The organism is Pseudovibrio sp. W64, from assembly GCF_001623145.1.
Lineage (GTDB): Bacteria > Pseudomonadota > Alphaproteobacteria > Rhizobiales > Stappiaceae > Pseudovibrio.
Map to the genome: position 1 here is coordinate 178,339 of NZ_LMCI01000043.1, position 12,008 is coordinate 190,346.

Annotated in this window: 8 protein-coding genes, 3 tRNA genes and 1 riboswitch; of the genes, 6 read left to right on the forward strand and 5 right to left on the reverse strand. The window is 53.9% G+C overall.

The window, feature by feature from the left end; genetic code table 11:
* The first annotated feature begins 31 nt into the window (after positions 1-31).
* The 3 genes from PsW64_RS24890 (at position 32) to cbiB (ending at position 3,264) form a co-directional block, all read left to right on the forward strand.
* Positions 32-1,201, forward strand: coding sequence for an alkane 1-monooxygenase (locus PsW64_RS24890; RefSeq protein WP_063305366.1), 1,170 nt, complete (start codon positions 32-34; stop codon positions 1,199-1,201).
* 85 nt (positions 1,202-1,286) lie between these two features.
* The gene (cobD, locus tag PsW64_RS24895) at positions 1,287-2,309 is read left to right on the forward strand and encodes a threonine-phosphate decarboxylase CobD (RefSeq protein WP_063305367.1); all 1,023 of its coding nucleotides are present in this window, start codon (positions 1,287-1,289) and stop codon (positions 2,307-2,309) included.
* The gene (cbiB, locus tag PsW64_RS24900; protein WP_063305368.1) at positions 2,296-3,264 is read left to right on the forward strand and encodes an adenosylcobinamide-phosphate synthase CbiB; all 969 of its coding nucleotides are present in this window, start codon (positions 2,296-2,298) and stop codon (positions 3,262-3,264) included. Before cobD ends, cbiB begins: the two co-directional genes overlap by 14 nt.
* On the opposite strand, the gene PsW64_RS24905 is transcribed toward cbiB, so the two are convergent.
* From PsW64_RS24905 to cobU, 5 genes are read right to left on the reverse strand one after another with little or no spacing between them, the layout of a single operon-like run.
* Positions 3,257-4,699, reverse strand: a complete 1,443-nt coding sequence (locus PsW64_RS24905; protein ID WP_063289151.1) for a cobyric acid synthase — start codon at positions 4,697-4,699, stop codon at positions 3,257-3,259. The genes cbiB and PsW64_RS24905 overlap by 8 nt on opposite strands.
* Positions 4,700-4,741: 42 nt before the next feature.
* On the reverse strand, positions 4,742-5,371 hold the full coding sequence (gene cobO, locus PsW64_RS24910; protein ID WP_063305369.1) for a cob(I)yrinic acid a,c-diamide adenosyltransferase: 630 nt from the start codon (positions 5,369-5,371) through the stop codon (positions 4,742-4,744).
* A gap of 2 nt (positions 5,372-5,373) precedes the next feature.
* Complete coding sequence (cobN, locus tag PsW64_RS24915) at positions 5,374-9,129, reverse strand: cobaltochelatase subunit CobN (RefSeq protein WP_063305370.1); 3,756 nt, start codon at positions 9,127-9,129, stop codon at positions 5,374-5,376.
* Complete coding sequence (gene cobW / locus PsW64_RS24920; protein WP_063305371.1) at positions 9,129-10,232, reverse strand: cobalamin biosynthesis protein CobW; 1,104 nt, start codon at positions 10,230-10,232, stop codon at positions 9,129-9,131. Before cobW ends, cobN begins: the two co-directional genes overlap by 1 nt.
* Complete coding sequence (gene cobU / locus PsW64_RS24925) at positions 10,229-10,789, reverse strand: bifunctional adenosylcobinamide kinase/adenosylcobinamide-phosphate guanylyltransferase (protein WP_082831213.1); 561 nt, start codon at positions 10,787-10,789, stop codon at positions 10,229-10,231. The genes cobW and cobU overlap by 4 nt, the downstream gene beginning before the upstream one ends.
* Before the next feature lie 136 nt (positions 10,790-10,925).
* Positions 10,926-11,134, reverse strand: a riboswitch (cobalamin riboswitch).
* A gap of 260 nt (positions 11,135-11,394) precedes the next feature.
* Here cobU and PsW64_RS24930 point away from each other — a divergent pair.
* The 3 genes from PsW64_RS24930 to PsW64_RS24940 all read left to right on the forward strand — a co-directional run bounded on the left by PsW64_RS24930 (position 11,395) and on the right by PsW64_RS24940 (position 11,697).
* Positions 11,395-11,469 (forward strand) — tRNA-Asn (locus PsW64_RS24930).
* A 39-nt stretch (positions 11,470-11,508) separates the two neighbouring features.
* Positions 11,509-11,583 (forward strand) — tRNA-Asn (locus PsW64_RS24935).
* Between the two features lie 39 nt (positions 11,584-11,622).
* Positions 11,623-11,697: transfer RNA gene (locus tag PsW64_RS24940), tRNA-Asn, on the forward strand.
* The last annotated feature ends 311 nt before the right edge of the window (positions 11,698-12,008 follow it).

Consider the following 12,008-nt stretch of genomic DNA (forward strand, 5'->3'; position numbering starts at 1 on the left):
CTTAGGTAAACCAAGCATCTGGGAGGGAGCGATGGTTTTCAAAACGCAAGATGAGACGGGCACACTCAAAACATTCAGGGACGCAAAGCGATATTACTGGCTGATTGCTTATGCCAGCAGCAGCGTCACACTCATCACAGTCGCGCTTTATGCCTACACGCACGTCACAGCAACTCTGTTCATTCCCCTCGTTTACTTCTTCATCGTCATTCCTGGCCTGGACGCCCTGATCGGCGAAGACCCGTATAATCCGCCTGATGATGTGTTGATCCAGATGGCGGAAGACCCTTATTACAGCCGGCTCGTGCACTGGCTGGTCCCATATTCATGGATCAACCTCTTTGCAGGCGTATGGCTTGTTGGCACCTATGACCTCCCTCTCTGGCTGATTGCTCTGTTTGCCTTTGGCAAAGGCCTGTTCGGCTCCGGCACCATCATGCTTGCCCATGAGCTCGGCCACAAAACCAACAAGACAGATCAGTTACTGGCCAAGTTTGCCCTTGCTGTCGTCGGCTACGGTCATTTTTGCATTGAGCACAATCGCGGCCACCACGTGTATGTGGCAACGCCGGAAGATCCCGCCAGCTCCCGCATGGGAGAAAGCATCTACGCCTTTGCTTGGCGCGAGATCCCCGGCGCGTTCGTCAGAGGCTGGCAAAACGAAAAGGAACGCTTGCACAAGAAAGGCCTCAGCACCTTCTCAGCGAAAAACGATATCTTGCAAGGCTATGCCATCACCTTGATTGTCTTTGGCATTTGCACCGCCCTGTTTGGCTGGAAGGTTCTGTTATTACTGGCGATTCAAAGCGTGGTTGCTTGGTATGGCCTGACGCAGGCAAACTATGTGGAACACTATGGCCTGCTGCGCCAGAAGGACAAGAATGGCAAATACGAGCGCTGCCAGCCACGCCACTCATGGAACACAAACCACATCTTCTCAAACCTGAGCACATTCCACCTGCAGCGCCATTCAGACCACCACGCCAACCCGCTGCGCCCCTATCAAACCCTGCGAAATTTCCCGGACTTACCCAGCCTTCCCAGCGGATATCCCGGCTGCTTCGCACTGGCGGCCATCCCCTCACTGTGGTTCAAAACAATGGACCCAAAAGTTCTGGAATGGGCTGGCGGAGACATCAACAAGGTCAATCGCGTTGATGGGTATGAGCCTGTTGCATTCTCTGCGCCGAACATCTGTTGAAACACGCAGAATACCACTGCATTTCATGGCAATCACACAGTCGCCCCGCTAAAACAGGATCAAGTTTTGAAGCGGGGTTAGACCAATGCAACATGGTGGCGATCTTTCAAAGGCAATTGCTGAGTTTGGCGGCGAGATCAGCGACTGGCTGGACCTTTCCACCGGCATCAATCCCGTTGTCTATCCAGCAGCAGAACACATCACGTTCCGCGGTCTGGCAGAGCTGCCAAGCGAAAGAGCCGAAGTCGCGCTGATTGAAGTTGCACGAAAGGCTTATCATGTCGCACCGCACTCAGGCATCACAGCAACACCTGGCACTCAGGCGATCATCAGCGCACTTCCGCAGCTACTAGGCGCCAGTTCTTCAATCGCAATTGTCGGTCCAACCTATGCTTCCCACGAAGAAAGCTGGAGAGCCGCAGGTGCGACCGTCCAATGCATTTCCGCTCAAGAAGCCCACACCGCTACGACTGATCACCTCTTGCTTGTGAACCCAAATAATCCGGATGGTCATCTTCTCTCAAAAACCGAACTTCTGGAACTTGCAGTTAAGAGAAAAGAAAGCGGCGGCTATCTGATCATCGACGAAGCCTACATGGATCTTTATCCAGAAACCTCGATCATTCCTGAGCTTGATGAGCTTCCAATTCTGGTCCTGCGCAGCTTCGGCAAATTCTTCGGCCTCGCAGGCTTGCGCCTCGGCTTTCTTGTTGGTCCCAAAGCAATCACAACGAAACTACAGAACCAGTTGGGCAGTTGGGCGGTCTCCGGCCCCGCATTGGACGTTGGCTGCACCGCTCTGTCGGACCTGAACTGGCAAGAAGAAATGCGTGCGTTTTTGAAAACGGAAATGGACATCTTCAGGGCTACATTTCAGGAACTAGATATATCAGTCGTAGGCCAAACCAATCTCTATCTGTTGATTGATCATCCTTCTGCTCACCAGCTCCACGCAGCACTGGCGACAGAGAAAATCTGGACACGTGTGTTCGATTACAGCGAAAGCTGGTTGCGCCTTGGTTTGCCTGCATCTAAATCCGCCCGGCGGCGGTTCATGCTAGCATTCAAGAACGCAGTACAGACGGTCGAAAACCATGCTGCTCTTTGAAAACATGCTCTGGATCGTTCTGCTTGCCATTTGTCTTGACGCCGTGATTGGTGATCCGGAATGGCTGTGGTCCAGACTGCCACATCCAGTCACTCTGATTGGCAAAGTGATCTCCTATATGGATCACACCTACAACAAACCGGAATACGAACGCTCCGCTCGCAAAACCAATGGTATTCTAACGCTTGCGTTGTTGATCAGCAGTGCTGGTTTTGCTGGATTGGTACTCCAGTATCTGCTCGATTTTTTGCCATTTGGTAGCATTCTGGTCGCGCTGATCGGTATGATCTTGATTGCGCAAAAAAGCCTCTACCAACACGTGGCAAGAGTGCGAGATGCCCTGCGAAACTCCGGCCTTATCGAGGCCCGCAAGCAAGTCTCCATGATCGTTGGCCGTAATCCTGAATATCTGGATGAAGCTGGCGTCAGCAGAGCAGCCATAGAATCATGCTCGGAGAACTTTTCAGATGGTGTGGTCGCGCCCATCTTCTGGTTTGCCGTTTTGGGCCTGCCTGGGCTGTTCATTTACAAAGCCGTCAACACAGCTGACAGCATGATCGGCCATAAAAACGAAACCTATGAGGACTTTGGCTGGGCCTCAGCACGGTTTGACGACTTGATCAATCTACCAGCCTCTCGCCTGTCCGGTCTGCTGATCGTGCTCGCAGCGCTCATTTCCGGCAGAGCTTATAAAACAGCACTCTCCACCATCCTTAGGGAAGCAAAAAAACACCGTTCACCCAACGCAGGCTGGCCCGAAGCTGCTATGGCAGGGGCGCTCGGAATAGCTCTAGCAGGCCCACGGCAGTATGCTGAATACCGTATTGAAGATCCCTTCATGAACGCAGAAGGACGCAAAATAGCGGATGCAGATGATATTGATTGTGCGCTGAAACTGATGGCAATTTCCAGCGTCCTCCTAGCACTCCTGATCGCAGCAATCTTAGTTATCTAATGCGGCTTTGAGCAATTTCCCAAAGCGCATCCAGATCAAGATGCTGCTCCAGATGATCAGCCAGCGCATCCAGCGCTCGTTCAACACGATGCTCGTATCCCAATTGAGAAACAGCCCCAAACCCTTTCAGGAATGCTGCACGAAACGCATCTGAGCCAAAGACGCCATGCATATAACACCCTGAAATCTGGCCGGTTTTCGAGATCGCACCATCCACGTGGTCTCCAAGGTCAACAAAGGGACGTTCACAATCCGGGCCAGACGTCCGCCCCACATGGATCTCATAACCTGTGACACTCTCACCACTCGGGACATGCAACCCGGTCTTCTCCGTGGTTTCCTTATGGGCTGTCAAAACCGTTTCAACATCCAGCAAACCAAGCCCGTCAACGGTGCCAGCATCACCTTCAATGCCTTCAGGATCCGCGATAGTTTTGCCAAGCATCTGGTAGCCGCCACAAATCCCCAGCACTTGCCCACCGCGGCGGACATGACCGTAAAGATCAATGTCCCACCCCTGAGCGCGGAAGAAGGCAATATCACCGATGGTGGACTTGGTCCCCGGCAGCAAAACCACATCCGCATCAGCTGGCAGCACCTCACCCGGGAGCACAAACTCCAGCGAAACATCCGCTTCCATGCGAAGTGGGTCAAGATCATCAAAATTCGCAATTCGGCTGATGACAGGAACCACAACCTTCAACTTACCGCGACTGGTGCTCTCAGACAGGTCCAGCGCATCTTCCGCAGGCAGGTCCATCACTTGCGCAAACCATGGCACCACGCCATTGCAGGGCCATCCGGTTTTGTCCTCAATAGCCGTTACACCTGAATCAAACAGTGAGGGTTCACCCCTAAACTTATTGATTAAAAACGACTTTATGCGTTTTACTTCACCACTTTCCAGCACAGCATGCGTTCCGACCAACGAGGCAATGACGCCGCCGCGATCAATATCTCCACACAGTACAACCGGTACATCTGCTGCCTCGGCAAAGCCCATATTGGCAATGTCACCGGAGCGCAGATTGATCTCAGCCGGTGAGCCGGCTCCCTCAACCAGAACCAGATCAGCCATTGACTCAACTTCAGCAAAACTCTCCATAACGTACTGGATAAGCGTGCCTTTTTGCCGACCAAACTCCGCCCCGCGCAACGTACCAAACCGTTTGCCCTGCACAATCACCTGAGACCCACTGTCGCTTTCAGGTTTCAAAAGCACAGGGTTCATATGCACGCTCAACGCAACATTTGCGCCTCGTGCCTGTAAGGCTTGAGCGCGCCCAATCTCTCCACCGTCAGCCGTGACAGCAGCGTTGTTAGACATGTTCTGCGGTTTGAACGGCTGAACGGAAAGACCACGCCGCGTGAAAGCACGCGCCAGTCCGGCAACAAGCACGCTCTTACCAACGTTAGAGCCAGTGCCCTGTATCATCAGGGCTGGCTTTCTTTTCTGCGAAACAGATGACGTCACAACTTAAAACTCAATGCCTTCCTGCGGCTTCACACCAGAGCGGAACGGATGCTTGATCTGGCCCATCTCAGTCACAAGATCAGCAATCTCAATCAACTCGTCCTTCGCATTCCGACCTGTGATAACCACATGAACATCATCAGGTTTTTCATCACGAAGGAAGGCTACGACACCCTCAAGCGGAATGTATTCATAACGCAGCACGATGTTCAGCTCATCCAACAAAACCATCTTATGTTCACGAGAACTGATCAACTCCTTTGCAGCATCCCAGGCAGCGTGTGCAGCTGTAATATCGCGCTGACGGTCCTGAGTTTCCCATGTAAAGCCTTCGCCCATGCGTTTGATGGTGACGAGATCGGAGAAACGATCCAATGCCATGCGTTCACCAGTCTCCAGGCGGCCTTTCACGAACTGTACAACAGCCACTTTATGGCCGTGACCAAGGCTGCGGAAAATCATGCCGAAACCGGCGGTGGATTTGCCTTTCCCCTTGCCGGTATGGACGATCAGCAGTCCCTTCTCGATGGTCTTAGTCGCCATGATCTTATCGCGCGCAGCCTTCTTCTTACGCATCTTTTCAGCGTGGCGTGCGTCCAGATCTTCTTCACTCATGTCAGCCTTGGTAACCATTCTTATTCCCCTCCATCCATGAGCGCGCGTCGCAGCTCTATTAAGTCCTCAAAGGCGCTGTTTCGTTTCGGCACCCACATATCTCGTTGAATGATCTCTAAAAATCGCTCTGTCATTTCCAAAAGCGCTGCAGAATTCTTCTCTGCAATAAAGTCCCGCACCTCATCATCATAAAGATATGCATCATAGAGCTGGTCAAAATGATGGTTAGAGACAGCGTTGGTCGTCGCCCCAAAAGCAAAGAGATAGTCGACCGTGGCCGCCATCTCAAAAGCACCTTTATACCCGTGGCGCATCACACCTGCGATCCATTTTGGATTGGCAGCTCTTCCTCTGACAACCCGCCCGATTTCCTCAGAAAGCGTGCGAATGACTGGGCGTTCGGGCCGCGAATGGTCGTTGTGGTAGACGTGCGGAGCATCGCCTTTGAGCGTTTCAACAGTTGCGGCCAAACCGCCCTCAAACTGATAATAGTCATCAGAATCAAGGAGATCGTGCTCTCTGTTGTCCTGATTGTGAACCACTGCATCAGCATGGGTGAGCCGGGTGACCAGATCGTCTCTGGCTTGCTCGCCTTCTTGCGAACGGCCATAGGCATAGCCTCCCCATTCAAGGAAACTCTCCGCAAAATCCGCACGTTTATCCCATAGCTTCTCATCAATCAGTGCCTGCAGGCCAGCGCCGTAAGCGCCTGGTTTACTTCCGAAAATCCGGGTGGAAGATCGCTTGCGCGCTTGTCCTTCTTCAACGCCCTTGGCCAGTAATTCCCCAAGCTCAGTTTGGTATCGCGCCGCCAGAGGATTGGCATCATCAGGCTCATCAAGATCGCAAATCGCAGCAACCGCAGCGTCGAACAAATGTATGAGTTGTGGGAACGCATCGCGAAAAAAGCCGGAAATTCTGAGGGTTACGTCAACGCGGGGGCGTTGGAGCTCGGAAAGCGGAACAATTTCAAAACCTGTCACGCGGCCAGAGGTGTCTTCCCAGACCGGACGAGCCCCAATCAGGGCCAGCGCCTGTGCGATATCATCCCCGCCGGTGCGCATATTTGCGGTTCCCCAGCAACTCATGGCGATGCTTTGCAGCCACTCGCCGTGCTCCTGAAAGTGTCGCATAATCAACGCGCTAGCGCTTCTCTCGCCAAGCTTCCAGGCAACCTTTGTAGGAACTGAGCGGACGTCAACAGAATAAAAGTTACGCCCGGTCGGCAGCACATCAGGGCGACCACGCGACGGCGCACCCGATGGTCCGGGGGGGACAAACCGTCCGGACAAGGAGGATAACACCCCCTCAACCTCAGCAGCGCCAGAGGCATCAACTGAGCGCGCAATCTCTTGGCTCAAAGCCTCCAACACGGCACAAGTCACTGTAAATCCAGCCGGAACCGTCAGCTCACCTGAGACATACGCCAATGCCAGCGCTTCCAATCGCTCAACCGTATCCCCGCAGCTGCGCCACGGCGCGTCAACAAGCTCCTGCAAAAGCACAGGCCGTTCACCAGCCCACGCCTGCTCAAAGGCACAATCCAGCGGATCAAACGGAGCCAGATTCAAATCCTCAGCAAGTGCGCGTAACAGACTGTTCTCATGAGGCTTTTCACCACGTGGCACACGCAGCAAAGCCACCAGCAGCTCGGCCCGCTGCTCTCCTGTTGGCGACTGCCCTAGAATGTGCAACCCATCGCGGATTTGTAACTCTTTCAGGTCACACAAGTAGGCATCGAGCCGCGCCAAACGCGTGTCCTCATCCATCTGCGATGTAAGACCGATGTCTTTGTCCATACCTTCACGCGCAGCAACGCCAAGTATCTCTTTTCCAAGCGCTTTCAGGCGGCGATGGTCCACCCCTGCGGCGATGTAATACTCATCCAGTAACGCCTCCAGCTCCAGCGCAGAGCCGTGGCTCTCAGCACGGGCCAGCGGAGGGGTAAGATGATCGATGATCACCGAGGATAACCGCCGTTTTGCCTGCGATCCCTCTCCAGGGTCGTTAACGATGAAAGGATAGATATTCGGTACCGGTCCAATCACAGCTTCAGGATAACAAGCCTCTGATAAGGCTAATGCTTTTCCGGGGAGCCATTCCAGATTTCCGTGTTTGCCAAGGTGAATAAGTGCGTCCGCCTCAAAGCTGTCGCGCAGCCACATGTACCAGGCAAGGTAATGATGCGGCGGAACAAGCGCCGGATCGTGATAAGTCTCTTTAGGATCAATGTTATAGCCGCGTGCGGGCTGAATGCCGACAGTGATATTGCCGTAAGTCTTAAGCGCCAGCTGGAAAGAGCCGTCCACAATATGCGGATCGTCCTCCGGCGCCCCCCAGCGCTCCTCAATCCCCTCTCGCACTGCCAAAGGCAGTTGAGAAAACAACTGCTTATAGCGAGCAAGCGCAAACACTTCCCCGCCTTTGCGTTGGTTTGCGTTCCTATGGGAATTGGTGGGGCCAGCCAACAGGTCGTCTATCAACGCCTCAGAAGATTTCGGCGCATTCTCTACAACTCCATAACCTTCTGTTTTCAAAGCAGAAAGCAGATGCGCGCAAGAGGCAGGTGTATCCAGCCCAACCCCATTTGCTATACGCCCATCCTTGTTGGGATAGTTTGCGAGCACTATGCCAATTTTGCGTTGATTTGCGTTTTTGTGTCTCAAACCCGCCCAATTGGCCGCCAACGCTGCCACAAACTTAATCCGGTCCGGTTTTGGCACAAAACGAACAAGCGAACATTGGGTCCTGACATCACGCCCACCTTCTTCCTTAAACGAGATCGCCCGAGTCAAAAGACGACCATCAATTTCAGGAAGCACCACATGCATGGCAAGGTCGCGCGGGGATAGGCCCTGATCACTCTCCGCCCAGCCTTCTTGCGAGGAAGACGACAGAACGATCTGCAGAACACATGCACCTGGGTTGTCCAGCACCGTGCCGGAATGAACAGCACCCGCACTCGACAAAGCAAAGGCTGTGGCATTCAAAACCACATCTGGCGGACACTGCTCAAACACGCTGGAAACAACACCAGCGCATTCCGCAGTTTTCAGGCTCGCCACATAAAGCACCAACGGGTTTATCCCCTGTGCCTCAAGCGCATGGCATAATGCCTGCACTGGCTCGATTGCACCGCTCTGGTACAGCGCCCGATAAAACACAATGGCCGCGACCGGACGGCTTGAGTCTTTCCAGCTCGCCCGCACATCATCTAAGGAAGGAAGCGAATGCCCTTGCAGCACCAGCCCGGCCCGCGGCAACGCCATTGGCTCCGATGGTGTCTCAACAGGCAACTCAGTAATCTGCGCGGCATAAAGCAAAGCGTTAGAAAGGTTCTCCGCCCCGCCCTCAATCAGATAGCGCCACAACATCTGCGCAACTGACAAAGGCACGGTGGAGCGCATCGCCAGCTCTTCGTCCCACTTGTCATCACCGGGCAGCAGAACCAGCTTCACCCCGTCAGCGCGGGCAGCTGCTTCCAGCCGCTCAACGCCGTAACGCCAGTATTCAACACCGCCCAAAAGGCGCACCACAACAAGCTTGGAAGCCTGAATGGTCTGCTCAACATAAAGATCAACAGAGTACGGATGCGACAGCGCCAGAAAACTGGCAAGACGAAGAGAATAGCCCTCATGCTGGGCATGCGCCACCGCAAGCCCGGCAAGCTCTGTGTCTGCTGCACTTAAAAACACAACATCCGCAGGCGCCTGCTCAAGGTCGACGGCCTCTTCACCATCATCCAATCGGCGTGATTGCCCGACAAGTACGTGCATCAGGCCTGAACCAACTCAAATTCACTCAGCGCAGCCTGCACACTGTGCTTGTCCAGCCCCGCAAGGCCGATCACAACAAGTTTGGAGTGGCTTTCACTGCCAGCCGCAAACCACATTTCCACACGCGGCCCAACCGCCTGCACCAGCACCGGCGCGGTCTTGCCCTCAACCACCACACTGCCCTTAATGCGCAACACACCAGAAACCTTCATGGCCGCTTCCACCTGTGCCTTCACCTCATCAATTGAAGCAAATCGGCGGGTTGGTAGTACAAAACTCTCAAAATCATCATGAGAATGATCGTGATGATGATGGTGGTCGTGGTCGTGGTCGTGGTCGTGGTCGTGAGCATGCTGCGCTTCATGGTGAGAAAGACGCAAGTCCATATCATCTTCGGCCCCGGCATCACGCCCAAGCAGGACATCCAGCGCCAGCTCGCCATGAGAGGCAGAAACAATCTCAACCCCATCACGCACCCGGCCACGGATCGTCTGCTTCACCGCCGCCAGCTCTGCTTCAGTCAAAAGGTCCGCTTTGGAAAGCACAACAAGGTCAGCACAGGTCAGCTGATCAGCAAACAACTCTTCCACCGGGCTTTCATGGTCCAGCGCATCATCCGCCGCCCGCTGCGCAGCAACAGCCTCTTCATCGCAGGCCACTTTGCCAGCAGCAACAGCCGGTGCGTCCACCACGGTCACCACACTGTCAACGGTCACGCGCGGCTTGACAGAAGGCCAGTTGAACGCCCGCACCAACGGCTGTGGCAGGGCAAGGCCAGAGGTTTCAATCACAATCACATCCGGCACCTGCTCGCGCTCCAGCAACATTTCCATGGTCGGCAGAAAATCATCAGCTACCGTGCAGCAAATGCAGCCATTGGCCAGCTCCACCACTTCATCAGCAGAACAGTCCGGATCGGCACAGCCATTCACCAGTGAGCCATCAAAGCCCATCTCGCCGAATTCATTGACGATCAGCGCAATGCGTTTGTTCTGTGCCTTCATCAGCAGGTTACGCACCAGCGTTGTTTTTCCGGCACCCAGAAAACCAGTGATAATGACAGCAGGGATTTTTTTAGAAGGTGCAGCAAAAGAAACAGTCATAGGGAAATCTCCGGAAAAACAGCAGGCTTCAGCTGCAAAGGCTGCCCAGCAGCCACAAACATCACAAAATGGCAGAGGTCGGCGATACGCTGGTTCAGGCGGCCAGCTTCATCTCGAAAGGCGCGGGCCATGGCGTTTTCAGGCACAATGCCCATGCCCACTTCATTGCCAACAAACACAACAGGGCACGGCAAAGAGCTAAGAACCGCCTCAAGTCGCTCAAGCTCCACGGTCCAGTCCCGCGACCCGTGCATAAGGTTGGAAAGCCAAAGCGTCAGACAATCAACGAGGATCGCACGATCGCTGCTGGCATGCGTTTCCAGCACGCGCACAAGCTCCAGCGGCTCCTCAACAGTGTCCCAAAGGTCGCCCCGCTGCATCTTATGATGCGCGATACGCTCCTCCATTTCACCGTCAAAGGCCTGGCCTGTCGCGATATAAGTCGGGCGTCGCCCGCTGCTTATAACCAGCTTTTCCGCATATGCGCTTTTCCCGGAACGAGCTCCACCCGTAACCAGGCAATGGCGAACACCAAGGTCGCCTCTCTGTTCAGCCATCTGGGTTAGCTGGTCAGCAAGCGCAAAGAAGCCGGGGCTTCAGTCAAAGAATATGAAAGTACAGCAACTGTCTCGCACGGAGACAGGAAAATATGCGTCATGAGCACCTCTCGCCGTCCACCCGACAGCAGTCCTATGTCAAATCATATCTCCAGCCGGTCTCCTGGCTTGCGGCTCAACCGACCATAGCCCCTTCCCAGCCCTTAAAAGGCCAGTGGGATTTTCGCTAAGGTCTCACCGCTCACAGTTGCGGGGGCAGCTGCGGCTTGTCTCCATAATAAATGGAACCGCATTCCCGTTTAATCTCGTCATTCCAAAGCCTGAGCCGGAACAAAAAGAAACTGGAGTTCTGGCCTTAAGTGTGGGGCGCAATCAGCTCTCCTGTCAATTGTCTTTGTGAGGATTCCAACATCACCGGAAAATCAAACCCGCAAAATCCGCGGTTTTTGGAGATTTCTGGCTAACCCCCTTGGATATCTCAATAAAAAAATAGAGAAACTGTCCACAAATCGAAAAATACGCAAAAAACGACTTGGCAAACACAACATGCCTCTGTAAAAGCCTCCTCACGCAAACGGCGAGGCAAACTCGCAAGGGTGTCATGATCCCCGGTAGCTCAGTGGTAGAGCAAGCGGCTGTTAACCGCTTGGTCGCTGGTTCGAATCCGGCCCGGGGAGCCATCCTTTTTCGTTTGCAGCCATACGGCAAGATCATCGTGATCCCCGGTAGCTCAGTGGTAGAGCAAGCGGCTGTTAACCGCTTGGTCGCTGGTTCGAATCCGGCCCGGGGAGCCACTTCTTTTATCGATCAAAGCCAATGGCAACATAGTATGATCCCCGGTAGCTCAGTGGTAGAGCAAGCGGCTGTTAACCGCTTGGTCGCTGGTTCGAATCCGGCCCGGGGAGCCATACTTTTCTCTTTACCCTCCCCTTCTTCTTAAAACAGCTCTTCTCTTCACAAAACACGTGCGTGCGCGTCTATCCAGAAAACAAGAAAAATGATGGGTAGAAAACCATGTTCACGCGAAGCGAAGGCGCAGCACTATCAAGTGCCGCTGGCCGAAGACATAAAGTCCATTTGGGTAGAACTCTCTTCCGCACAAAAGCGGAGGCGTTCCATTTTGCGTTAAAACTCACCCTGATCCTGCACATGGCCACCCACTGATCCAGCACTGGCTCCTTCAATTTTCAGGGAGTTCATAAGTCTGGAGAGCTGTGCA

Coding starts and splice junctions, on each gene's coding strand:
- PsW64_RS24890 (WP_063305366.1), top strand. CDS start 32: ATGGTTTTCAAAACGCAAGATGAGACGGGCACACTCAAAACATTCAGG.
- cobD (WP_063305367.1), top strand. CDS start 1,287: ATGCAACATGGTGGCGATCTTTCAAAGGCAATTGCTGAGTTTGGCGGC.
- cbiB (WP_063305368.1), top strand. CDS start 2,296: ATGCTGCTCTTTGAAAACATGCTCTGGATCGTTCTGCTTGCCATTTGT.
- PsW64_RS24905 (WP_063289151.1), bottom strand. CDS start 4,699: ATGATACAGGGCACTGGCTCTAACGTTGGTAAGAGCGTGCTTGTTGCC.
- cobO (WP_063305369.1), bottom strand. CDS start 5,371: ATGGTTACCAAGGCTGACATGAGTGAAGAAGATCTGGACGCACGCCAC.
- cobN (WP_063305370.1), bottom strand. CDS start 9,129: ATGCACGTACTTGTCGGGCAATCACGCCGATTGGATGATGGTGAAGAG.
- cobW (WP_063305371.1), bottom strand. CDS start 10,232: ATGACTGTTTCTTTTGCTGCACCTTCTAAAAAAATCCCTGCTGTCATT.
- cobU (WP_082831213.1), bottom strand. CDS start 10,789: ATGGCTGAACAGAGAGGCGACCTTGGTGTTCGCCATTGCCTGGTTACG.